Origin of the sequence: Neobacillus sp., from assembly GCF_031988165.1 — a bacterium.
GTDB classification, from domain to species: Bacteria; Bacillota; Bacilli; order Bacillales; family Cytobacillaceae; genus Neobacillus; species Neobacillus rhizosphaerae.
This window is the reverse complement of record NZ_DALZYO010000012.1, coordinates 32,245-56,043: the sequence shown is the minus strand read 5'-3', so window position 1 is coordinate 56,043 and position 23,799 is coordinate 32,245. Positions and strand designations below refer to the sequence as shown.

The window sequence follows — 23,799 nt, the reverse complement described above, 5'->3', positions numbered from 1 at the left end:
TTAAATTATTAAAATTATTGAGGATGAAGTTAATGGCTGGCTATATATTTAACTTGGATAGTGATGAATCCCTAGTTTATTGTATTGAAAATGGTGTATATGGAACTAAACTAAATATCCCAGATAATAAAATTTGGAGAAAAGAACATGAGGGTACTTTTGCTGATTATCTTAGTATGAAAGAAGGAGACAATGTTTATTTTTTTAGGGATAGAATGATTTATGGCATTGGGGAATTAATCAATTTTGGATTCGATTGCAAATATTTGAATTTCCCTAATGCTGACTTGCCAATAAAAGTAAACTTTTTTGATGTAAGGGATTCAATGTTATTGAATGTGAATTCTGAAAATGTTAATAATCGATGCATCTGTACTTTTCACCCTGCACCCCACTTTTTTAAGCAGGGAGTTGACATGGATGATGTACTATCTTCAAATCCAATTAATTTTAGAATGTTAAGGGCATTTTGGAAAGCTAGCTTCATAAAAATAGATGATAAAGAAAATAAAGCATTAAGAGATATAATTTTGAAAAGAAATGAAGAGTTCATTAATAAACCAGTTGGGGTTTTTAAATCTGTAATCGACTCAATTATCCATATAGCATCAACTGTTAATGAAAGTTATTCAATCACATCGAAAAATTTGTTGTCATTATGCTCTAATGGTTATCTATTAAAACATGAAATGGCAATTGAAGCGGGGATAATAGATATAATTTCACAAGGTATGGTCTCACCGTTTGGAAGATGGGATTATGTTTCTAGGCAAGTAATCGCTTCACCTTTTAAACCTATAGATTATATGGACAGAATGGATGTATTTGGGTATAAATACATTAGAAATTACGATACAATATCCAAATACTTAATTATCGAAATTAAAAAAGATAGCGGTACTAAGGATGCAATTGACCAAGTTATGAAGTATGTTGACTGGGTTAATCAAGAATATGCATATGGCGATTACTCAATGATAAACGCTTTTTTAGTGTGTAGCAATTTTCCACAAGAGGTAATTGAATATAGGAATAAGGTATGTATTAGAAACTATGTAAAAGGTAGAAGACCTGTAATTTCAGATGAATGGTCGAATGTAAGATTAATTAAATATGAGTTTGATACTAATAACAAAAAATTAAATTTTAAAGAAATTAATTAGAATAAAGCCAACAAAGGGGAATAAATAATGAAGTGGAAACTTGTAAACATGATATTACCTGTCATCCTTTTATTTGTAACGTCTGCATGCTCCCCCACAACGAAAAGTACTACTCAACCAGAATCGCAAAAAGTAGAGGAAATAGTGGATAATTCACAAAAAGAAAAAGAGTTTCAACAAGCTTTACAGGAATATATTGATGAGAATTTCGGCATAAAAGGGTTGGAAACCTCATGGTATTCAAACATTAAGGGATATGAGGTACATATAGAAAAAGAAACGGTAGTGAAGGTAAGAACGGACTTAGCTATAGAAAATACTAAAATTCAAGGTTTGACAGGAGCCTTTTTGGGCTTTCTAAATGACAAAACAAACACATATAGAGCGGATAAAGTAGTATTGGTTGATATGAATGGAAATATTATATTAGAGAAAGAGACAATACTTAAACCATAGGGTAGGAGTAATCTCAAAGATTTCCTTGGTGAAAACAGGTGGGATAGACTGAGAGATATCTAGAAGTATAGCTTTTAGAAAGTAATATTACATGTAGGAAATATTTTTTGTTAAACATAGTATCGGCACGTTAATGAAGGGAAATGCATTATTCTTTTAGGAAACTACATTTTGTTTTTCAAATTACGAGGTGGTTAAATGTCATATATATATTCTGATTCGTGGACTGAACAACAAATATTTGATGTGGCAGAAGAACTTGTCGGAAAGAAACTTGGAGATTTAGATAAATCGGGTTGGTTAAAAAAGAAAAAGGATAAAGGCTGTATTGGAAATATGATTCAAGCTGACTTTTTCGGAATTCCGGCAAACTCAATCAAAGGTTCAGATTTTGTACATCATCACATCGAATTGAAAGTAACACCTATTCTTAAGAAAAAAAAGGTTGGATTCAGCTCTAAAGAGCGTCTTGTTCTGGGAATGATTAACTATATGGAAGATTATAAGATTCCATTTGAAGAAAGTGTTGTAAATAAAAAGGCACAAAGCATGCTTTTAATTTTTTACCTTCATGAAGAAAACAAACCTGTTGAAGAATTTAAAATAATTAAGACTGCACGTTTTCAATTACCTAAATATGATGAGCCACAAGTTCGATTAGATTACCAATCAATTATTGATAAAATCCAGCAAGGTGAAGCTCATGATATTAGTGAGAAACAACAGAAAATATTGGGTGCATGCACGAAAGGCCAAGGAAAAGGAAAAGACCTTGTTAAACAACCCTTTTTTAAAGAGAAAGCAAAATCACGAGCATATTCTTATAAAGTTGGTTACATGTCTGCTTATTTTAGAAATTTAGCTACACCTGAGCAGGTTGAACATATTGATGTTCCGCCTCAGAAATGCTTCCTTGATACAGTAACTGAAACCTTAGATAAATATAAAGGAAAAACTGATGAAGAAATCCAAAAAATTTTACAAAAGAAAGTAAAAGGGAAGAGTAAGCTATTCAATTTAATTGGTTTCATGTTTGGTACTAAAGGAAATCTAAATCATACTGAGGAGTTCTTGAAAGAAGGATATGCTATAAAAACTGTTCGTGAAAGACTGGATAAGACTAAGAATCAAGATATGTCATTTCCAAATCTTGACTTCACTGAAATAGCAAATGATGAATTTGAGGAATCTACTTGGTATGGATGGTTTGCTGAAACAAAATATATACTTACAGTGTGGGATGAATACGAGAGTGGTAAAAACATTTTTGTAGGATATAAAATTTGGGTTCCTGACGAAGAATTACTTAAAATAGCCTCTAAACTATATTATCGAATAAAATATATGCTAGATATGGACTTAATTAAGGTAAAAATTAATGAAAAAAAAGGCAAACACGGTGAATGGAAGGATAACATACCTGGAAGAAAAGCAGACTATCCACCATTTCAAATTCGTCCAAAAGGTTCTGGTGAAAGTGTATTTGTAACATTACCTAACGGTTTAACATTAAAGAAAAAATGCTTATTCATTAATAAAGAATATATAAGAAAGATTATCGGGATAATCTAATTGGAACACAAAATGTGAGTGCCTTTCTTTTGTTTTATTGCATGGTGTATTCTATTTACGAAAGTTATTGTTGACCAATTCAACCGACCACTTTACAATAGTAAATGTAAACACTAGAAGGTTAGTGGTCAGTTGTTCTAAAAGAATTTGTAATTCCTAAGAAACCTATATATATCATGACTTTTCTACTCAGCTGGGAGAGCGCAACCTTGACAGGGTTGAGGTCGGGGGTTCGAACCCCTCACAGGTCATCATTATTCCTAACATCCATTGGATGTTAGGATTTTTTGTTGTTTGTAAACTAATGTTAGGACATTTGCAGATCTGTTTAACATGAAATATTCTATATAATTTTTAAAATAACAAGAGCTGTAATCATATGATCACAGCTCCAAATTTTATTCAGATTCACCAACGACTGTGAATCTTTCATTAATATGCTGAGGATTTTCAATTTCATTCAGAACGGCTATTGCATAGTCAGCATAGCTGACGTAGCTATCGCCTTTTGAATTAACCAGTAGGTTATCTTTTCCTGTTTGATAGGCTCCAGTTCTTTTTCCTTCAGGATCAAATACTGCAGAAGGACTGATGAATGTCCATGTTATATCTGTTGTTTCCTGTAATTCTTGGAGATTTCGTCCCTGACCTTTTGCTGTTGGTTTAAACATATCAGGAAAATCAGGTGTGTCGATGACCTTAATCGTTTTGTTTTCATCTACATAAAGACTACCTGCTCCTCCGACAATAATCGCTTTTGTATTTGTTCCTTTAAGCGCCTCAATGAGAGCATGACCAGCGTCAACATGAACTTGCTCTTCACCTAGTGGAGCACCAAAAGCATTCACTACTACGTCAAACTGCTTTACATCGTCTGATGTTAGGTCAAATATATTTTTTTCAATCACTTGTACACTTTTGTCCTTAAGTTTTGAACCGTCTCTTACAATGGCTGTTACTTGATGTCCGCGGTCGACTGCCTCTTTCAAAATAAAACTACCTGCTTTGCCACTAGCTCCTATAATGGCAATATTCATTTTTTTATCCTCCTTTTGGTTAATTGTAACAATAATAGTTACAATTTGGTGGTGAAAAAATCTCTTTATTCAAAGAGATCATGTAATATGTCATCAAGTGTTTGCCTAGCTAATTCATTTTCCATCGCGCTCTGAGCACACATGAATTTGTTTTCAAGTGTTGCTTGAATATTTCTACCCACTACACAATCAGGATTGGGGTCTTCATGCATGGCAAAGGTTGTTTCAGCTTTTCCTTGAACCGCTTTATAAATCTCCAACAAAGTAATATCGATTGGGTCTTTTGTAAGATTAACTCCAGGAACTCCTGCCTGTGATGTTAACAGTCCAGCTTTTTTTAGCATACTGCTTATGCGTCGGATGACGACTGGATTCGTATTAACACTACTCGCGATGAAATCTGAAGTGGCTCGAGGTTGAAAGGATGCTAATGCCAGAATATGAATCGCAACAGCAAATCGACTATTTTTCATAGGAACACCACCATGTAACAATTATAGTTACAAGTAATATTGTTTGTCAAATTATTTATTTTTATACAGGGAAATTACAAAAAAAATTCATCCTTAACTTACAGTTGAATGATGAATTCAGCTTCATCCTATTATGAATAGGCTAGTCCAATCTTCGATCACAAATTTCAAATAATGGGCACTTCTCACATATCGGGGTTGCTTTGCAATGCACCTTCGCATGTTCAACGAGAAGAGCATGGAATTCATTATATAATTTCACCTCGCTAGGCAATACTTTTTCAATTTGTTTTCTAAAGGCATCGTATGATTCAGGCATATTATTTCCTAGGCGGTAAAAAATTCGCCTTGCATATGCGTCCACTATAAAAATGGGAGTATCAAATGTATAAAGCAAGATAACATCAGCCGTTTCCCGGCCGATCCCCTTAATACTTAACAGCTCATTTCGCAATGGAAGCCTATCCACTTTTTTTATCTTATGGATATCATAATCATAGGTTTTAAACCATTCCATATATGCCTTTATTCGCTTTGCTTTAATATTGAAAAAGCCGCTTGGTCTTATAAGTTGGGCAAGTTCTTCAATGGGTAATTGGGCAACCCCTTCAGGATACAAAAAGGGTTTAATATTTATTAATGCCTTGTCCACATTGGACCAACTTGTATTTTGAACGAGTATGGAGCCTATCATCATTTCAAACGGTGTCTCAGCTGGCCACCAGCCTTGAGGACCGTAGTGTTCAAATAATTGGTTGTAAATCAATTGATAATCGTACTTCATTTAATCACCGATTTTCTTCCTATGCCTATATTCGCTTATGCGGATATGAATTTTTGGAGAATTTTTTAGTAGAGAACACGCCATAAATAAAAAGTTGCATATGCTTGCCAATTCGCCCACTTTAATGAAAGTTTTAAGAGCTCTTCTTTTGAGGGCTTTTTCTCTGAACTGGTAAGATGCTTGATGGCGTTATGCAGTCCGACATCATCAATCGGATAAGCCGAAGTAAATCGTAAGCAGCGCATTAACACGTAATTTGCAGTCCATGGACCAATCCCGCGTATTTTGGTTAAACTTTTTTCCGCTTGATTAAGGTTTTCCATTCTCGATAATTTCTCCTTCGTTAATTCCCCGTTGGCCATTAATTGGGCAATGCCAATAATATATTCACTTTTTTTTAAGGTCATTTTAATATCAGCTAAATCTGCAGGTGTTAATGGAGCGATTTGTTCGTAGGTCGGAAAAATCCAATAGTTCTTTCCATTCCATTCGATCGAATCGCCAAACTTTTCGACAAATTGTCTTTTTAAGGTGTAGGCGAATGCTAGATTAATTTGCTGCCCTAAAACTCCCCAGCAGAGGGCCTCAAATAAATCGGGAACGCCAATCACTCGTAATCCGTAAAATTCTTGGACGGGCTTTTTAAGAAGCGGGTCTGCTTTTGCCATTGCGTAAAATGGTGTTAAATCGCGATCAAGATCAAACCATTCACGAATGTACCTTACAACCTCAGCCAGCTCCGTCTGTTTATGCGGTCTTGAATCTCCTAAAAACTGAACAATCATTTGATTACGTTCATTTACCTGTAACTGTACTAAGAAACGCATTTCTCCAAGGACTATTACCCTGGTGATAATTTCGTTTTCGACTTCAAACATACATTCCTTTTTGTTGCGTTCTAAATAGCCGAGATTTACTTTCATATTAAAATCGACTGGCAACTCCATCACAATATCATCATTGAGTTTTTGCCAACAGTCATTTGTGTTCTTTACATCTGCCACGTTTAATCCTCCTAATCAATTTCTATTATTATCACAAAAATTAATTTCGTGATCTTGCTTCTTTATTCTGTAAAACCTAATTTTTCAATGAAATCGGGTTATATTGATAATAACAAAAAACTGGAGGGAGTCACCATGGTTCAAGATATTCAATCCCGTATACAAAGTTTAGATTGGGAAGCAATTCAAAAAGAATTAGATGAACAAGGTTTTGTTAAGCTGCCCCCGATTTTAACGGAAGAAGAATGCGAGTCTTTCATAGAACTTTATAATGATGAACAGTCGTACAGGACGACCATCAATATGACAAGATACCGCTTTGGTAGCGGAGAGTACAAATATTTTTCTTATCCCTTGCCTAAGTTTGTTCAAGGGTTACGAGAATCGTTTTATCCAGAGCTAGCCAAAACAGCAAATCGTTGGTTGGGGTTTTGAAAAAGTCAGAACAGTATCCGAATACACTTGATGATTTTTTAATGACATGTGAAGAAAAGGAGCAAACGAGACCAACACCATTAATCTTAAAATATGAACAAGGTGGATTCAATTGTCTGCATCAGGATCTATACGGGGAAGTATTTTTTCCATTTCAAGTAGTCTTTATCCTGAATCAATACGATCAAGATTATACGGGTGGGGAATTCCTCCTCGTAGAACAAATTCCTCGTGCCCAAAGCAGGGGACATGTCCTTACAGCTGAACAAGGTGGTGCGATAATTTTTCCGACGAACTATCGTCCTGCCCAAGGGAAAAAAGGTTATTACAAAAATACACTCCGCCATGGTGTTAGTACGATTACTTCTGGGAAACGGTTTGGTTTAGGGATTATCTTCCATGATTCGAAATAATTATAAAGTTTCATTATCTTGCTTTTTTATCTTCTGAAACTTACATTCAGTTTAATCCGAAATTATAATAGTAGTAGAGGTGGTCTAAATGAGAATTGAGTTCCAAGAGGATTCTAGTGATGAAATTTTGACAGATGAAAAGTGGCAGGCCATTATCAATAACGATAAATCGTACAATAATCAATTTTTCTATGCTGTTAAGACAACGGGGATATTCTGTAAGCCGTCATGCAAATCACGCGTTCCAAAAAAAGAAAATGTACGTATTTTTCAAAGCGCAGACCATGCACTGTTTGCAAAATATCGTCCATGCAAACGCTGTAAACCTACCAATGAACGATTACCTGACAGCGAATGGGTTGACCTCATCACACAATACATTGATAACAATTACACGGAAAGACTGACGCTAGAAATATTGGCGGATATTAGCCATGGAAGCCCCTATCATTTGCACCGGACTTTTAAAAAGATTATCGGCATTACGCCCGTTGAATATATTCAACAGATCAGAATAAATACGGCCAAAAATTATTTGCTTCAGTCGGATCGAGCGATTACGGACGTAGCGAAGACAGTTGGTATTTCAAATACGCCTTATTTTATTACTCTATTTAAAAAGATAACGGGACATACTCCGGCACAATATCGTCAATTACATGGAAAAATGAAATATCGGAGGGATTGAAAATTGAAAGCAGATAATAAAACACCTGTATATTGGTCACTGCTGAATTATAATGATTGGCATTTATATATTGCCACGACAGAAAATGGGCTTTGTTACGTAGGCTCACAGAACAAGCCATATGAGGAATTGTCTGTTTGGGCAGAAAAACGTTTTCCAGGCAGACCCCTTGTGGAAGATAGAGAGAAAATAAACTGCTATGCAGACGAACTAAAAGAATATTTTGAAGGGAAACGGACGACTTTTACCGTTCCGATCGATTACCATGGGACAGAGTTCCAGCTTGCTGTCTGGCAGGCACTTTGTGAGATTCCATTTGGAGAGACAAAATCCTATTCTGACATTGCAAATTATATAAATAAACCAGCTGCCGTTCGTGCAGTAGGTACAGCTATTGGGGCCAATCCAGTATTAATTACCGTGCCTTGTCATCGTGTCATAGGAAAGAACGGATCACTTACAGGTTACCGCGGTGGATTAGAGATGAAGACACAACTCCTCGATTTAGAACGGCACAGTTTAAAAGGGGGTAGTCGGGGATTATCTTAGATGCGAGATAAAAAATTTTTAGTACTGATTTCTATTAAAAGTAGCTTACTACTGTGTTTCATTTCAACGTATAATGAGGATGGATACTTTAAAGGAGGGATTTTTCGTGAAATACATAAACATCGCAAACACCGAATTAAAAGTTTCAAATATGATTATGGGCAACATGCGTTTAACACAGCTGTCATTGCCAGAAGCTGAAAAATTAATCCGTACGGCAATGGAAGAGGGGATTAATTTCTTTGATCACGCCGATATTTATGGTCGTGGGAAATGCGAGCAGATTTTTTCAGATGCGATTCAAATGAATCCTAGCATCCGTGAAAAAATGATTTTGCAAAGTAAGTGTGGTATTCGCTCTCCGGAAAACTATTATGATTTTTCAAAAGGGCATATCATTTGGTCAGTTAATGAGATTTTAAATCGCTTAAAAACCGACTATCTCGATATACTGCTTCTCCATCGACCTGACCCATTAATGGAACCTGATGAGGTCTCAGAGGCGTTTGAAGAACTTCATAGCAGTGGAAAGGTGAAGTATTTTGGCGTATCAAACCATAATCCAGCTCAGATTGAACTACTACAGAAATACATCCCGCATAGATTGGTGGTAAACCAACTGCAGTTTAGCATTGCACACACACCAATGATTGACTCGGGTATTTCTTTAAATATGAAAACTGACCAAGCTGTTAATCGTGATAGCAGCATTTTGGAATATTGCCGTTTGCATGATATTACGATGCAAGCATGGTCTCCATACCAGCACGGGTTCTTTGAAGGATCCTTCTTGGGTGATTTAGAACGTTTTCCAAAGTTGAACGAGGTGGTTGACAGCATAGCCGAGAAATATGGCGTTACGAACACGGCAATTGCTACGGCCTGGATTACTCGTCATCCAGCCAACATTCAGGTAGTGCTTGGAACTACCAATATTGAACGGATGAAGGACGCATGTAAAGGTGCCGAGATCACCTTGACGAGAGAAGAATGGTATCAGATTTATAAAGCTGCCGGGAATATCGTTCCGTAACCAGGATAATAAAATAGGGTGTGGAGGACCTCTCTTAAAAACCGAGGATCATCCACCCCTTTTTATTATTGATTATTGGCTTTGGTCATCTACCAGTGTGAAGATAACATTTTACATCTTTATACCGTTATTTGTGAGGAGAAAGTTGAGTTAAAGAATATTTTAAGTATGATTTCTGATGAAAGTATCACCAAAATTGTCTTTCACTATCATCCTGATGAAAACAAGATTCTTCTCGCAATTCAGCCGTACAAATCTAATTTATTTGTCAAAAATATTACAGGAATTGCACTGCCAAATCAGTTCAAACACCCGATAACCTCTCTGGCTTAATAAAATAATGAACCACGTTTGCATTTGAAAAGACCTGCCCTTACAAAGGAGCGGGTCTTTTTTGTAAAAAACAAGAGTTGTGCCTGACACTTCTGAAATAAATGAAACTTTCGCTAATTTTTGTCGTATAATTAATTGAAATCTTTTACATAAATGGATAGGGGTGTTTTGAATGGAAATCGAGACAAATTTGGACACAAAAAAACAGAGTCCGAAATTATTGGGAATGTTTACGAGTCCGAGTGAACAGTTTGAGAGGATCAAGCAAAATCCAAAATTCTGGGTGCCGTTAATCATTATTAGTATCCTCTATGCAATCGGAATGACGTTAATGGCGCTATCAATGGACGCGGAAACCTTGATTGGTACGGGGATACCAGAAGATCAAGCTGAAATAATTTTAGTAGTTACAAAGGTAACAATGATGGTAATGGGCATTTTTTCACCGATTATCGGTATTCTTATTAGCAGTGCTATTCAATTAGTCATTGCTAAGATTGCTAATTCACCTGTTTCCTTTAAACAATTATTCTCCATGAATACTTATATTATGATTATTGGGGCAATCGGTCTTATTCTCAATATGGCGGTTAGTTATGCCATTGGTGGGAGTCCTAAAATATATATTACTAGTTTAGCAGGTTTTCTAAATCAAGAAAAAGCCGGTGTCTTGAGTTCTGTAGAGGTATTCGCGTTATGGGGAGTTGTATTAACTGCCATTGGTCTGAATAAAACAGCACAATTTTCAAAAGGGCTGGCCTGGACGATTGCGATTGCCTTCTTCCTAATTTCGATTGGCTTTGGATTGTTAGGAACTCTAATTCAAGGAGCGCCGAAACTATAATGAAAAAGAAAACGTGGATTGCGCTAGGTATTATCAGCATAGTACTCGTCATGATTTTCGTCAGTGTATATCGTCAAGTTTTAGCAAAAGGACCTTCGGTTAAAACAACAGAAATCAAACAGGAGGAAATTTCTTCGTTATTAATGGTGCCGGGAACAGTACAACTTCAAGCGGAACAAATCGTCTATGCAACCCCTGACAAAGGGGAACTGAAGGAACTGCTTGTCAAAGAAGGACAGACTATTAAGAAGGGTACCGTCTTGGCAAAACTGCAAAATCCTCAGCTAGAATTAGAAATTGAGCAAAATAAAATAGCAATTGAATCGGCTAATTTGAAGATTAACCAAATGGATAAGAAAATGAAGGAACTAAAAGACAAAGAAAAGACTTTAGCTGAACAGATTGGAAAGGAAGAAGCAAAGAAACAAATTGCTCCGGAACAAGAACAGCTAGAAATGGAAAAGAAATTAGCCGATTTGGACTTGAAGCAAACCTCACTCCAAAAGAATATGATTAGCAAGCGCCAAGCTGAATTAGAAATTAAGAGTACGATAGATGGCGTGGTTTTATCTGCCAAAAAGCCCGACTCCTCTACAGCAACAGGAACTATGGCTGAACCCATTGTACATATAGGTAAGCTCGAAGGGATGACAGCATCGGGACTTTTATCAGAATACGATACATTAAAAGTTAATAGCGGAAAGAAGGTCATGATCAAATCAAATGCTGTGCAAGGGCAGGAATGGCAGGGGGAAATCATGAAGATTGCGATTCTCCCACAGCCGAGCCAAGCGGGAATACAAAACGGCAGTCAGGCTGTACAGTACCCTGTTACAGTAAAAATATCAGGCGATACGAAAGCCTTAAAACCAGGTTTCCAGGTCATTATGGAAATTGAAACAGATAAAAAATCTGCCATGGTTCTGCCAATTGATACGGTCCATGATGATGGAGATAAGCCTTATGTTTTTATCGTAAAGAATGGAAAGGCTCAAAAGCAGAAGGTGAAAACGGGCATTACCTCTGGTGAGAGGATTGAAATCCTTGAGGGTATTGGAAAAGGAGACCAAGTCATCGTTAATGGGCCTGATAATCTTAAGAACGGGTTGGAAGTGACAGTCAAATGATCCAGCTAGATGCTATCACTAAGTCGTTTTTGCTTGGAAAAGAAAGTATACATGTATTGAACGGGATAAGTCTTCAGATTGAGCAAGGTGAATTTGTTGCCATCATGGGTCCTTCCGGTTCAGGAAAATCGACCTTGATGAATATCATCGGCTGTTTGGATAAACCAACTGAAGGAGAATATTATCTTGGCGGGGAAAATGTATCGCATTATAACGATAAGGAATTGGCTCGAGTACGAAATCAATCCATCGGCTTTGTCTTCCAGCAATTTCATTTATTGCCTAGACTATCAGCACTAAAAAATGTCGAGCTTCCAATGATATACGCAGGAATTTCAAAAAAAGAGCGGCAGGCCCGTGCAGAAGAGGCATTAATGAAAGTAGGGCTGTCAGACCGGATGGACCACCTTCCTAATGCCCTATCTGGCGGACAAAAGCAGCGGGTGGCCATCGCAAGATCGATTGTTAATAAGCCTAAACTTATTTTAGCAGATGAGCCGACAGGGGCACTTGATTCGAAAACAAGCATGGATATCATGGAACAATTTCGGGAGCTTAATGGTGAAGGTGTTACGGTAATCGTTGTAACTCACGAGTCTGAAGTGGCGGAGTATGCAAACAGGACTATTATGGTTAGGGATGGAGTGATCCAATCTCCTGCAGCTATGGATAGGGGGCGGTTGACATGAGTTTTATGGAAAACCTTTCCATGGCATTGAGCTCGCTTAAAGCACATAAGATGCGCAGTATTTTGACGATGCTTGGGATTATTATCGGTGTCGGAGCGGTTATTATTGTGGTAGCGATTGGGCAGGGCGGCGAAGCAATGCTTAAATCACAAATTACCGGTTCAGGAAATACGATTGAAATGTTTTATCAGCCATCAGATGAAGAAGTGAGGTCAAACCCTAACGTCTTTCAGCAGGCCCCATTTAAGCAAGAGGATATCCGTGCTCTTGAACAAATACCGGAAATTAAGCGAGTTGTCGCCACAAGCACCAAAATATCTTCTGCTAGATTTCAAAAGGATACGGCAGATGTGTCGACAACAGGTATTAATCAGGCTTACTTACAATTAAATCAGTTGAAAGTAGCAAAGGGAAGAGGTTTTTCTTCAGCTGATTTTCTTGGAGGACGACGTGCCGGGCTGATAAGTAATAAATTACAGGAAAAATTATTTAAAGAGGAAAATCCAGTTGGAAAGGTTATTATGATTGCCAATCAGCCGATTGAAATTATCGGTGTCTTGGAGAAGCCGACGGGTCTTCTTGCATTTGGCTCCATGGAGGTGTTTCTGCCATTCCAAACTTGGAGAAACATTTACGGCAGCAGCGATTTTACCCAGGTTACACTTCAAGCTTCTTCTGCTGAGCAGTTGCAGACAGCTGGCAAAAAGGCTGCCAGGTTATTAAATAATCTGCATAATACAGAAAAATCCTATCAGGTTATTAACATGGAGGAAATTGCTCAAGGAGTTGGCCAGGTTACAAAAATTATGACGCTGATAATCGGGAGTATTGCTGGTATCTCCTTATTTGTTGGTGGGATTGGTGTCATGAATATTATGCTTGTTTCCGTGACCGAGAGAACAAGGGAAATTGGTATCCGTATGGCACTTGGTGCGACACGCGGCCAGGTCTTGACACAGTTCTTAATCGAATCGATGACCTTAACCTTAATCGGCGGTGTCCTTGGTATTGTTCTCGGCTGGGGAACGTCAACAATTGTCAGCTTTTTTGCAGGCTGGCCATCCTTAGTATCATGGCAAGTTGTTTTGAGCGGTGTTTTGTTTTCTATGGTAATTGGAATATTGTTTGGGCTACTTCCAGCCAATAAGGCAGCAAAGCTTGATCCGATTGATTCGCTTCGATATGAATAAGTGGTAAAAATTTCATAAAGTTGGTTTTTTAGGTGAGGCATACTTAATACGTGTCTCACCTTTTTGTGTTAGGTTGCGTGCGGAAAATTTGGCAGAAAGGGAACAGCATGATAAAATAATTAATGAAATATTCAGTTAATTAACCTTGGTTGTCCAAACGAAAATAATAGGTTAGAAGGAGACGAGTTGAGCATGGAAAGAGCGAGTGTAGCAAGTAAAGGTTATTTTGGAGAGTTTGGTGGTAGTTTTATTCCTGAGGACTTGCAGGCAGTAATGAACGAGTTGGAGGAACAGTTTTTAAAGTATAAAGACGACTCGGAGTTCATTGAAGAATTCAAATATTATTTAAAAGAATATATTGGGAGGGAAAATCCGTTAACGTTTGCTGAAAATTTAACAAAGCAGCTAGGCGGAGCTAAAATTTACTTAAAACGGGAAGATTTAAACCATACTGGTGCACATAAAATTAATAATGCAATTGGACAAATTTTATTAGCGAAAAGAATGGGTGTGAAGCGGATTATTGCGGAAACCGGTGCCGGTCAGCACGGTGTAGCAACAGCCACCGCATGTGCGATGTTTGGGATGGAATGTATTATTTATATGGGCAAGCTGGACATGGAACGCCAGGCGCTGAATGTTTTTCGGATGGAATTATTAGGGGCAAAAGTTGTTCCTGTCACTAAGGGTCAGGGCCGTCTAAAGGATGCTGTTGATGAGGCCTTGGCTGACTTAGTGCAAAACTATAAAAATACCTTTTATTTACTAGGATCGGCGGTAGGACCGCATCCATATCCAACGATGGTTAAGCATTTCCAAGCTATTATTAGTGAAGAATCCAAACGACAGGTACTTGAAAAAGAAGGAAAGCTACCAACTGCAGTAATCGCCTGTGCAGGTGGTGGTAGTAATGCCATCGGGGCATTTGCTCATTATATAGATGAAGAAAATGTCCGCCTCATTGGGGTTGAACCGGCAGAGGCACCAACATTGACAGAAGGTGTTCCGGCTGTCATTCATGGTTTTAAATGTTTAACTTTACTAGATGAAAAGGGCGACCCTAAACCAACCTACTCCATTGCTGCCGGATTGGATTACCCTGGTGTAGGTCCTGAGCACAGTCACCTGAAAACCACTGGGAGAGCAGAGTATGTAACAGCAACTGGGCAGGAAGCGTTGCAGGCTTTTCAAGTACTAAGTAAGAAGGAAGGCATTATTCCAGCTTTAGAAAGTTCTCATGCCGTTGCATATGCTTTGAAATTAGCAAAAGAATTATCTGCTGATGATGTTTTGATTGTGAATCTATCAGGTCGCGGCGATAAAGATGTCGAGCAAGTTTTTCATATGTTAAAGAAGTAGTAGAACGATGGTGTCAGGCACTAAAATCTATAATATGTAAACATATTCATAAACAAGGACGATTCGTTAAACGGGTCGTCTTTTTGCTAGTTTTATGATTAGCCATTACCTAGAAATCGAACATTTTGGGAAATCGTCCAAACAAACTTGAAAATCAAGGAAAAGCGTGAGATGGTTGAGGAAAAGGAATGGATTAACAACTCCAAGTAGGTGTGGTAATTATGATTAAGAAGAAATTTCGCCATCTGCAGCGCTCCAGGGATATTGTATATGCCTTTACCCGTCAGGGATTTGGTTATGTCATGAAAGAATTGGGGCTTTTTGACCTTTTATCTGTACCAAAAAGGATATTTGTTGAGGGAAATAAGACAGGGAACAGCAGAACGACAGGTGAGCGACTTAGGCTGTTTTTGGAGGAGCTCGGCCCAACCTTTGTAAAAATTGGTCAGATTGCCAGTACAAGGCCTGACATCATTCCTGCTGACATCATACACGAGCTAGGGAAACTTCAGGATCAAGTTTCATTATTTCCCTTTGATGAAGTTAAAAGAATTATCGAAGAAGAACTTGCTGATTCACTGGAAAATACATTTGCTGAATTTCGTGAAACGCCAATTGCTGCTGCATCGATTGGTCAGGTGCACTACGCTGTTTTATTAACCGGTGAACAAGTTGCCGTGAAAATTCAACGTCCCAATATTAAAAATATAATTGAAACGGATTTAGAAATTCTTCAGGATCTAGCGAGGCTGGCGGAAGCCCGATTAGACTGGGCGAGGAGATATCAGGTCCGTGACGTTGTCGAAGAATTAGCGAGGTCTTTAAGGCTGGAATTAGATTATGAGACGGAGGGACGAAACTCTGAAAAGATTGCCAATCAGTTTAAAAATAACTCGAAGGTCCTAATTCCAAGAATTTATTGGGAATATACGACATCTAAGGTACTAACTATGGAGTATATTGAAGGTATTAAATTAAATGAGGAAGAAAAGCTTCATCAAGCAGGATATGACAGTAAAATCCTTGGCGAAACGGTTGTTAACGCTATCTTTCAGCAAATATTGATAGACGGCTTATTCCATGGGGATCCTCATCCTGGTAATATCCTTGCATTGCCTGGGGAAGTGATTGCTTTCATGGATTTTGGGATTGTCGGCCGGTTAAGTGCAGAAATGAGAAATCATGTTGCTTCTTTTGTCATTGCAATGATGAATGAAAGTACGGATGAAGTAATCCGAGCGATTATCCGGATGGGATTGGTGCCTGACACCGTCAATCATGAACGGCTAAGAGTGGATGTCGATCTCCTCAGGGAAAAATATAGTAATGTTCCCTTTAGTGATATGAGTATTGGTAAGGCTGTTAATGATTTGTTTTCAGTTGCTTTTCGGCACCAGATTCAGCTTCCAACGGATTTAACCATCTTAGGAAAAACACTCCTGACGATTGAGGGTGTGATAGAGAACCTTGACCCAGATTTAAGTATTATCAAAATTGCTGAACCCTTTGGCAGGCAATTGGTTAAAGAGCGACTTCACCCCAAAAATGTGGCAGAAAAGGTATGGGGTCAAGTCAATGAATATAGTGAAATTCTAAATGAGTTACCGAAAACAGTAAAAGAAATTACCGCGATTATGAAAAAAGGAAGGATGAAAATTGAACTTACTACTTCGGAAATCGATTTGTTGGAAAAAAAATTAAATAGAATCAGTAACCGGTTATCTTTTAGTATTGTCTTACTTTCCTTCAGCATTATTTTAGTAGGGATCATCATTGGTGCTTCCTTATCCGGTCAAACGTCAGTGCTGTTATCAAAAATTCCAGCCGTTGAAATTGGTTTTAGTATTGCAACTGCAATGTTTCTCTGGCTCTTATTAGCCATCTTTAAATCAGGAAGATTTTGAAAAAACTGATGGTGCCTGACACCAAGTAAGCCCCCCTGTAGCAATTTGAAGCTTTGCTACCTTGGGGGCTTTTTTTTTATAAGTGCTATCAAGTATTTTTTCTTTAAGGTAGGAATATATTTAATCGTGCAGAGGAGAGGTAATTTAAATAAAAGGGGAGCAATATGTATAGGACAAGGACAAGGGTAGGTTCCTACATTGACAATAATAGATCTGTAAGTATGTCTTTATATAAAAGAGGATTTTTCATTTTTTGTGGAGCATCCCTTGTTGCGATTTCATTACAATTATTTTTAATGAAAAATTTTGTAATAGACGGGGGCATTATCGGGATAAGCATTATTCTTTCTTATATTACTCGTCAGGAAGTAGGCTTGTTTTTATTACTACTGAATACCCCTTTTTTCATCATCGCCTATTCATACTTAGGAACAAGGTTTCTATTGCTTAGCCTTTTTGCCATTCTCATCTTATCATGGGAAACCTATTTACTTGAGCCGTTTCCTGTTTTAACTAATAATCCTTTATTAGTCATTCTCCTCGGTGGTATCAGTTTAGGTTTGGGAGTTGGAATTACCATTCGGTTTGGCGGATGCTTAGATGGGACCGAGGTTTTAGCCATCTTGTTTAGTAAACGCTCCCCATTCTCCATTGGACAATATGTTCTATTATTTAATATCTTTATTTTTGGGTGCTCCATTTTCATTTTTGGTTTAAATGAGGCCATCTACTCCTTAGCAACTTTTTTCGTAGCTTATAAAACGATTGATTTCTCCATTAAGGTCCACTAAATATTGCCTCCAAAGAACCTTAGTTAACACGGTTATACAAGGTTCTTTTTTATTTTACAAAAATTGAGTTTTGACTTTGTTTGTCAAAAAAATTTCATAATATTCTGTTAAGATTTTGTGAACAGCCGAGTGCATCCTGACATAATTCGACCTCTTTCTAGGTTGAGTTATTTAAGAGATGAATAAATGGAGCGTACCCTATTTTTCTATTAAAAAATCACTGTTTTTTTGAGGAAAGGTGTCGATATTAGCACGTTTACAAAATTTCCATCCCTTACAATAATTTAAATTGTATTAAAGTATGAGGAGGTATGGGTTTATGGTTTATCAGCAAAAGCCGTGGTTAAAATGGTATGATCCAAGGGTTGAGGAATATGTAAGTGTGGAACACCGGTCACTTTATAATTTTTTAGAGAGTGCAGTGAATCGTTTTACTGACAAACCTGCATTCACATTTTTTGGCAGGGTCTGGAGCTACACAAATACAAAAGTGAATACAGATCAATTGGCTTCTGCCTTACATAACGCTGGATTTCTTAAAGGTGACCGGTTGGCAATTATGCTTCCAAATACCCCGTATTATATTTTCACCCTATTCGCTGCTTTTCGTTTAGGAGGAATTGCTGTTCAAGTGAATCCAATGTATGTAGAAAGAGAAATCGAACACGTTTTACAGGATTCTGGTGCAGAATATATGGTCGTTCTTGACACTCTCTATCCAAAAGTTAAAATGGTACAGCCATATACATCGTTAAAAAAGGTCATAGTGGTTAGTTTAGGAAGGGAAAGAATTAATCTGGCTGAAGAAGATCAATATTTTGATGAATTTTTGCAGCAGGTGGTAAATATGCCTGAAGTCGAGATCAATCCCTATGAGGATGTGGCAGTCCTTCAATATACCGGGGGAACGACTGGTGCACCTAAAGGGGTTATGCTAACCCATAACAATCTATTAGCAAATTTCAACCAGATATGTAATTTTCTTTTTAATACACGTACTTATATTCCAGAATCCTTTAAAATGATTACTGTATTGCCAATGTTTCATGTTTACGGGCTCTCGAGTGTGGCTCTTTGTGGACTTAGGGAAGGAGCAAACCAGATCGTTTTACCGAGGTTTGATGTAAAGGAAGTAATGGAACTTGTTAAGCGTGAAAAGCCGTTCCTAATGGCGGCAGTTCCAACAATGTATTTCGCCTTGAATAGCCAGCCTGGGTTAGAAGAATGCGGATTTGATGATGTGTATTACGTCGGAAGCGGTGGTGCACCATTACCTGTAGAACAGGTGAAAACGTTTGAAAAAATTACGGGCGCAACGCTATTTGATGGTTATGGCCTATCGGAGGCGGCTCCAACCATAGCGTTCAACCCTCCGTTCGTTCCAAGGAGATATGGAAGTATTGGAATTCCTGTTCAAAGTACAGTCGTAAGAATTGTCCGCCAAACGGAGGGTGGATTTGAGGATGTTCCTGTTGGCGAAGCAGGAGAGTTAATCGTTAAAGGTCCTCAGGTGATGAAAGGATATTGGAACCGTCCGAAAGACACAGAAGAGGTTTTGAAGGATGGCTGGTTGTTAACGGGTGATATTGCGAAAATGGATGAAGACGGCTATTTTTATATCCTTGATCGTAAAAAGGATATGATTATTGCGAGTGGGTATAATGTTTATCCACGTGAAATAGAGGAAGTTCTTTATCAACTTGAAGGGGTCGAAGAGGCACTTGTTATTGGTGTACCTGATGAGTACCGCGGCGAAACTGTTAAGGCGTTTATTAAGCTGAAGGAGGGATATTCCCTATCTGTCGAGGAAATTATTCAATTTGCCAACAATAATCTTTCACCCTATAAGGCTCCAAAAGTGGTTGAAATTCTTGCTGATCTGCCTAAATCCTCTGTTGGAAAATTACTTAGAAGAGTACTGCGGGATGAAGAGATAGCGAAGGTAAAAGCTTAATAGAGAATGATTTCAATAGACCGACTTTTGATAATGAAAAATGCCCAATCAATTTTTATGACTGGGCATTTTTTTCGAAATTATTGGTTTTTTAAAAAATCTAGTATACTACTATTCACGAAATCATTTGCTTCTGTAACATAGATGTGGCCGGCACCTTGAATGGTCAAAAATTCAGCGTTCGGTATTTTCTCTGCTAAAGTAACCCCATTTTCATAAGGTACAAGTTTATCTTCATCACCATGAATGACTAGGGTCGGAACTTTTATCTGGTCAATTTCATTATAGGTATTATGTGCGAGGCAGGCTTGGAGCTGGAGCATGTATGCGTATGGCTGAACAGGCAGCTCAATTCGTTTTTGGATATCCTCTGCAACTAATTCACGATGATTTTCAATAAAAGATTGACTGTAAAGGATGGGAGCAGTGGCCCAAGCCATTTCTTCCGGCGTTGCGGTGGAAGATGCTCTTGAGAGCATGAGTAACGAGACATCTGCCCCAGGTTGTACATGATTGGCTCCGCCGGAGGTTGTACAACCAAGGACAAGGGAACGGACTCTTTCAGGGTAGGTAAGAGCCAGCCTTTGGGCAATCATGCCGCCCATAGAAATACCATATATATGGGCTGATTCAACTCCAGCTGCATCCAGGATAGCCCGTGTATCCTCCGCCATGAGCTCGATGGAATACGGAGTGTTGGGTTTGCCGCTATGACCAACTCCACGGTTATCAAAAATAATTACTTTGTAGTGTTCACGAAGGGCAGGGAGAGTTCTGAACCATGACTTTGAATGGAGTGACAATCCCATAATTAATAGTAATGGATCACCTTCACCGTGAACTTCATAATAAAGATCAATTCCATTAGCATTGGTTATCGGCATATACTTACATCTCCTCATTGAATTGTTAACGGTAAATAATATGATATATTGTCCCGGTTAAGAACAAAGGAGGGGATGGAATGGAACTAATTCCCCCTAGCCTACATTTGTATGTTTTCTCAAAAAGTTGCGAAGGACTCTGTTAAACGCTTCTTTTGCTTCTAACTTGGTAATATGGCCAGAATTTCTGAAAATGACAAACTCCGAGTGTCGAATGCTTTTATGCATTAATAATTGTATCCAAACAGGGATAACTGAATCATATTGACCGCCAATGATTAATGTAGGAACTTTTATTTTAGGCAATAATTTTAGATTATTTACTTGAAGACATGCTTTTACTGATTTTAGAAAGATATCGTGATTAGGCTTGTAAAAATTAAGGAATTCCTCAGAAGTTTTTTTATTCCAAGAATTTAGGGATATGCGGGCAGCGGTGTGTTTTGAAATACGTGGATGATTGGATAGTGAACGTGCTTTTCGATAGGTTAATAAAAGATTAGCCAAATGTTTAGGAACAAAATGAAAAGTACTTACGAGCATTAAGGAACGGCACATTTTTGGAGCTTGACGATAGATTTCTTGAGCTACCATCCCGCCCATAGATAAACCACAAATGTGAGCGCTCTCAATATTGAGATTCTTTAATAAATTAATAACATCATGGGCGAAGTTTGGTATGGTTATCTTCTCATTGGTAATATGCTCACCATGTCCCCGTAAATCGGGAATAATCAAATCATACTGATCTGCAAATTCAAATTGGTTGTTCCATCCCTCTTTCACTTCTCCAAGCCCATGAATAAAAACTAAGGGTTCACCAGAACCAAAACGTAAAAAAGGAATTCCAGAGTACCGATTAGATTCATTTCCCAAATTTGATCCCTCCTATTGCTATATATAATAAATGGGATTGCCACTATTTGTAAAGTATGAATATTTACAAAATTCAAAATAATAAAGTAGTCCCATTTTCTCCTAATTGTCCACCTCAGAAATACAAATGTGTTTTCGTGGTGCCTGACACCCTATTTATAAGAGGAAAAGTCTTATAGGAAAATACCTTTTTTGGATGGGGGTTATGATGAGAAGAGGATAAGTTTTGACATTGTTCGCTGTAATGGTTTTGTTGGGATTAATAAATATTCCGACAAAGTTCGCTATTTTCCTTCGGTTTTAATAATAGTAATATAAAATAATTGTTTTTAAATAGAGGATTAAAAAGGAAATGAAATTTTCAATTCGATAAAATCAAGGAAAATTGTGGAATTGTGTCGAGAATGAAATGTTTACAAAACCATACTTTACTACAATAATCATAATTATATTAGTATTCTAATGAACAATCTAGATGACCGCTTCTTAGATATGCTCCCAATTTCCCCACATTACATTTTCACCATATTCGTGGCTTTTCGTTTTGAAGGAACTGCTTTTTAGATTAATCCAATGTATGTAGAAAGAGAAAAAAGTATCTTTTCAAGGATACAAACTCCAAATATTTGATGTTTCTTCCTATCTATATTCAAGACTAAAAACGGTACAGCCGAATACTTCATTAAAGAAGATAATCGTTGTCAGCTAAGGCGGCGAGCAGATGGATTTTGCAGACGTTGATCATTATTTTGATGAATTCATCGATAAACTTAGAAGATTATTAAGAGATCAAGAAAAATTAAGTATAAAAGCATTGTAGATAATAAGGAGGGATTAAGGATGAAGATTCAAGAATTGTTTAGCTTGAAAGGGAAAACGGCCATTGTAACTGGTGGTGGAAGAGGTATTGGGCAGCAAATTGCTGTAGCTTATGCGGAAGCAGGAGCTAATGTAGTTGTTTGCTCAAGAAATTTAGATGCTTGTCAGCAATTTAGTGATGCCCTTAAAGCCCATGGTGTGAGCTCACTTGCTTTTAAATGTGATGTTTCTAATCCGGACGACATTCAGCATGTTGTCGACGACACCGTTAAAGAGTTTGGTAGCATCGACATTCTTGTCAATAATAGCGGTACAAGCTGGGGGGCACCTGCATTAGAGATGCCTGTTGATAAATGGGATAAAGTGATGGATATCAATCTGAAGGCAGTGTTCTTATTTTCTCAAGCGGTTGGGAAAATTATGGTCGAACAACGATCTGGAAAAATCATTAATATTGCCTCTATCGCTGGAATGGGTGGTCAGGATCCGTTCATTATGGATGCAATTGGCTATGCTGTAAGTAAGGGGGCTGTTATAACGCTGACAAAGGACCTAGCTGTAAAACTAGCTCCACATAATGTCCATGTGAATGCAATTGCCCCAGGATTTTTCCCAACAAAAATGGCGAAAGCGATTTTGGACTATTCCGGTGAAAAAATTCTTGAGCGAACACCGGCGGGACGTTTCGGTTCGGACAACGATATGAAAGGACCGGCGCTATTTCTAGCCTCAGCTGCATCTGATTATGTATTCGGTCATGTCTTGGTGGTTGATGGAGGAACGACTGCTGCAATTCAGTAATAAAAAAAATATAATTTCAATTGCTATTTTTGAAACTTTTCTGAATTTCATGGTAATTAGCTTGAAGGCTTCCATTTATTGTGTTTAGATGAACGTACCAACCAGTCAGTTAAGAGGAGTAAAAATGGAATCCATGCATGAGGACCCAGTTACTTACTACAAAGAATTAGAAGCGGAAATCAATAAAAGAATTCATGCCTCTACCAACTGTCGAAGCTTTACGTTGGCTTTTGGGCAGGCACTAGAGGCTCATTTGAAACGGGCAAGGATTCACAAAAGGTTAACAACTAGGTGGTTAAATCGGTTAGAACTTCCGAATAAGGATGAAATAGCTGCAATTGCTGTAAGAATGGTAGATTATCAGGAAAAACTAGATCTTTTAGATGAGACAATCTATACCATTAATCAAAGGCAGCGAAAAAATCAGTCGCAGTTAAGATTACTGAGGAAATCAACCAAGATATTGTTGGCTTTTTTGGAAAATGAAATAAGAGTAATACAAGATGATAAATTAAAAACATTAGAAAAGGAGTTAACGGAATTAAAGCAATTATTTCAAACAGAGTTCAATAGGGAGGAAATCAACAACGACTGAAAAAAATGAAAAAGAGCTAAAAGCGA

Annotated in this window: 22 protein-coding genes, 1 tRNA gene and 1 pseudogene; 18 read left to right on the top strand and 6 right to left on the bottom strand. The window is 37.7% G+C overall.

The window, feature by feature from the left end; genetic code table 11:
* Positions 1 to 32: 32 nt before the first annotated feature.
* The 4 genes from RTR43_RS08960 (at position 33) to RTR43_RS08945 (ending at position 3,442) form a co-directional block, all read left to right on the top strand.
* Entirely contained in the window at positions 33 to 1,163 is a 1,131-nt protein-coding gene (locus RTR43_RS08960) for a PDDEXK family nuclease (RefSeq protein WP_312471215.1), read from the top strand.
* Positions 1,164 to 1,190: 27 nt separating this feature from the next.
* Positions 1,191 to 1,619 carry an RNA-binding protein gene (locus tag RTR43_RS08955; protein WP_312471214.1) on the top strand — a complete coding sequence of 143 codons (429 nt, stop codon included), beginning with the start codon at positions 1,191 to 1,193 and terminating at the stop codon, positions 1,617 to 1,619.
* A gap of 198 nt (positions 1,620 to 1,817) precedes the next feature.
* Complete coding sequence (locus RTR43_RS08950; RefSeq protein ID WP_312471212.1) at positions 1,818 to 3,191, top strand: Sau3AI family type II restriction endonuclease; 1,374 nt, start codon at positions 1,818 to 1,820, stop codon at positions 3,189 to 3,191.
* Positions 3,192 to 3,369: 178 nt separating this feature from the next.
* Positions 3,370 to 3,442: transfer RNA gene (locus RTR43_RS08945), tRNA-Val, on the top strand.
* A gap of 147 nt (positions 3,443 to 3,589) precedes the next feature.
* Here the strand turns inward: RTR43_RS08945 and RTR43_RS08940 are convergent.
* From RTR43_RS08940 to RTR43_RS08925, 4 genes are all read right to left on the bottom strand, one after another.
* Complete coding sequence (locus tag RTR43_RS08940; RefSeq protein ID WP_312471211.1) at positions 3,590 to 4,228, bottom strand: NAD(P)-dependent oxidoreductase; 639 nt, start codon at positions 4,226 to 4,228, stop codon at positions 3,590 to 3,592.
* 65 nt (positions 4,229 to 4,293) lie between these two features.
* The gene (locus RTR43_RS08935; RefSeq protein ID WP_312471210.1) at positions 4,294 to 4,701 is read right to left on the bottom strand and encodes an Rrf2 family transcriptional regulator; all 408 of its coding nucleotides are present in this window, start codon (positions 4,699 to 4,701) and stop codon (positions 4,294 to 4,296) included.
* 142 nt (positions 4,702 to 4,843) lie between these two features.
* Positions 4,844 to 5,485 (bottom strand): endonuclease III domain-containing protein, encoded by a 642-nt coding sequence (locus RTR43_RS08930; protein ID WP_312471209.1) that lies wholly within the window; start codon positions 5,483 to 5,485, stop codon positions 4,844 to 4,846.
* 65 nt (positions 5,486 to 5,550) lie between these two features.
* Entirely contained in the window at positions 5,551 to 6,432 is an 882-nt protein-coding gene (locus tag RTR43_RS08925) for a DNA-3-methyladenine glycosylase family protein (protein ID WP_312471333.1), read from the bottom strand.
* A gap of 192 nt (positions 6,433 to 6,624) precedes the next feature.
* On the opposite strand from RTR43_RS08925, the pseudogene RTR43_RS08920 reads away from it, so the two are divergent.
* The 12 genes and pseudogenes from RTR43_RS08920 to RTR43_RS08865 all read left to right on the top strand — a co-directional run bounded on the left by RTR43_RS08920 (position 6,625) and on the right by RTR43_RS08865 (position 19,798).
* Positions 6,625 to 7,337 (top strand): annotated as a pseudogene (locus RTR43_RS08920) (2OG-Fe(II) oxygenase).
* Positions 7,338 to 7,425: 88 nt separating this feature from the next.
* The gene (locus RTR43_RS08915) at positions 7,426 to 8,025 is read left to right on the top strand and encodes a bifunctional transcriptional activator/DNA repair enzyme AdaA (RefSeq protein WP_312471208.1); all 600 of its coding nucleotides are present in this window, start codon (positions 7,426 to 7,428) and stop codon (positions 8,023 to 8,025) included.
* A 3-nt stretch (positions 8,026 to 8,028) separates the two neighbouring features.
* Positions 8,029 to 8,574 (top strand): methylated-DNA--[protein]-cysteine S-methyltransferase, encoded by a 546-nt coding sequence (locus RTR43_RS08910; RefSeq protein ID WP_312471207.1) that lies wholly within the window; start codon positions 8,029 to 8,031, stop codon positions 8,572 to 8,574.
* Between the two features lie 106 nt (positions 8,575 to 8,680).
* The gene (locus RTR43_RS08905; protein ID WP_312471206.1) at positions 8,681 to 9,607 is read left to right on the top strand and encodes an aldo/keto reductase; all 927 of its coding nucleotides are present in this window, start codon (positions 8,681 to 8,683) and stop codon (positions 9,605 to 9,607) included.
* Positions 9,608 to 10,112: 505 nt separating this feature from the next.
* Positions 10,113 to 10,784, top strand: a complete 672-nt coding sequence (gene yknW, locus RTR43_RS08900) for a YknW family membrane protein (protein ID WP_312471205.1) — start codon at positions 10,113 to 10,115, stop codon at positions 10,782 to 10,784.
* Complete coding sequence (locus tag RTR43_RS08895; RefSeq protein ID WP_312471204.1) at positions 10,784 to 11,911, top strand: efflux RND transporter periplasmic adaptor subunit; 1,128 nt, start codon at positions 10,784 to 10,786, stop codon at positions 11,909 to 11,911. Before yknW ends, RTR43_RS08895 begins: the two co-directional genes overlap by 1 nt.
* A complete protein-coding gene (locus tag RTR43_RS08890; protein ID WP_312471203.1) occupies positions 11,908 to 12,600 on the top strand; it encodes an ABC transporter ATP-binding protein in 693 nt (230 codons plus the stop codon). The genes RTR43_RS08895 and RTR43_RS08890 overlap by 4 nt, the downstream gene beginning before the upstream one ends.
* Positions 12,597 to 13,790 (top strand): ABC transporter permease, encoded by a 1,194-nt coding sequence (locus RTR43_RS08885; RefSeq protein ID WP_312471202.1) that lies wholly within the window; start codon positions 12,597 to 12,599, stop codon positions 13,788 to 13,790. Before RTR43_RS08890 ends, RTR43_RS08885 begins: the two co-directional genes overlap by 4 nt.
* Before the next feature lie 192 nt (positions 13,791 to 13,982).
* Positions 13,983 to 15,149, top strand: a complete 1,167-nt coding sequence (trpB, locus tag RTR43_RS08880) for a tryptophan synthase subunit beta (protein WP_312471200.1) — start codon at positions 13,983 to 13,985, stop codon at positions 15,147 to 15,149.
* Positions 15,150 to 15,370: 221 nt separating this feature from the next.
* The gene (locus RTR43_RS08875; protein WP_312471199.1) at positions 15,371 to 17,053 is read left to right on the top strand and encodes an ABC1 kinase family protein; all 1,683 of its coding nucleotides are present in this window, start codon (positions 15,371 to 15,373) and stop codon (positions 17,051 to 17,053) included.
* A gap of 164 nt (positions 17,054 to 17,217) precedes the next feature.
* A complete protein-coding gene (locus RTR43_RS08870; RefSeq protein WP_312471198.1) occupies positions 17,218 to 17,844 on the top strand; it encodes a YitT family protein in 627 nt (208 codons plus the stop codon).
* 319 nt (positions 17,845 to 18,163) lie between these two features.
* Positions 18,164 to 19,798, top strand: a complete 1,635-nt coding sequence (locus RTR43_RS08865; protein ID WP_312471197.1) for a long-chain-fatty-acid--CoA ligase — start codon at positions 18,164 to 18,166, stop codon at positions 19,796 to 19,798.
* Between the two features lie 80 nt (positions 19,799 to 19,878).
* Here RTR43_RS08865 and RTR43_RS08860 read toward each other — a convergent pair whose 3' ends face one another.
* Positions 19,879 to 20,682: an alpha/beta fold hydrolase gene (locus RTR43_RS08860; protein ID WP_312471196.1), complete on the bottom strand. Its 804-nt coding sequence runs from the start codon at positions 20,680 to 20,682 to the stop codon at positions 19,879 to 19,881.
* A 96-nt stretch (positions 20,683 to 20,778) separates the two neighbouring features.
* Complete coding sequence (locus RTR43_RS08855) at positions 20,779 to 21,558, bottom strand: alpha/beta fold hydrolase (protein WP_312471195.1); 780 nt, start codon at positions 21,556 to 21,558, stop codon at positions 20,779 to 20,781.
* Between the two features lie 840 nt (positions 21,559 to 22,398).
* Here RTR43_RS08855 and RTR43_RS08850 point away from each other — a divergent pair.
* Both RTR43_RS08850 and RTR43_RS08845 read left to right on the top strand, forming a co-directional pair.
* A complete protein-coding gene (locus RTR43_RS08850; RefSeq protein WP_312471194.1) occupies positions 22,399 to 23,178 on the top strand; it encodes an SDR family oxidoreductase in 780 nt (259 codons plus the stop codon).
* 124 nt (positions 23,179 to 23,302) lie between these two features.
* A complete protein-coding gene (locus tag RTR43_RS08845) occupies positions 23,303 to 23,773 on the top strand; it encodes a hypothetical protein (RefSeq protein WP_312471193.1) in 471 nt (156 codons plus the stop codon).
* The last annotated feature ends 26 nt before the right edge of the window (positions 23,774 to 23,799 follow it).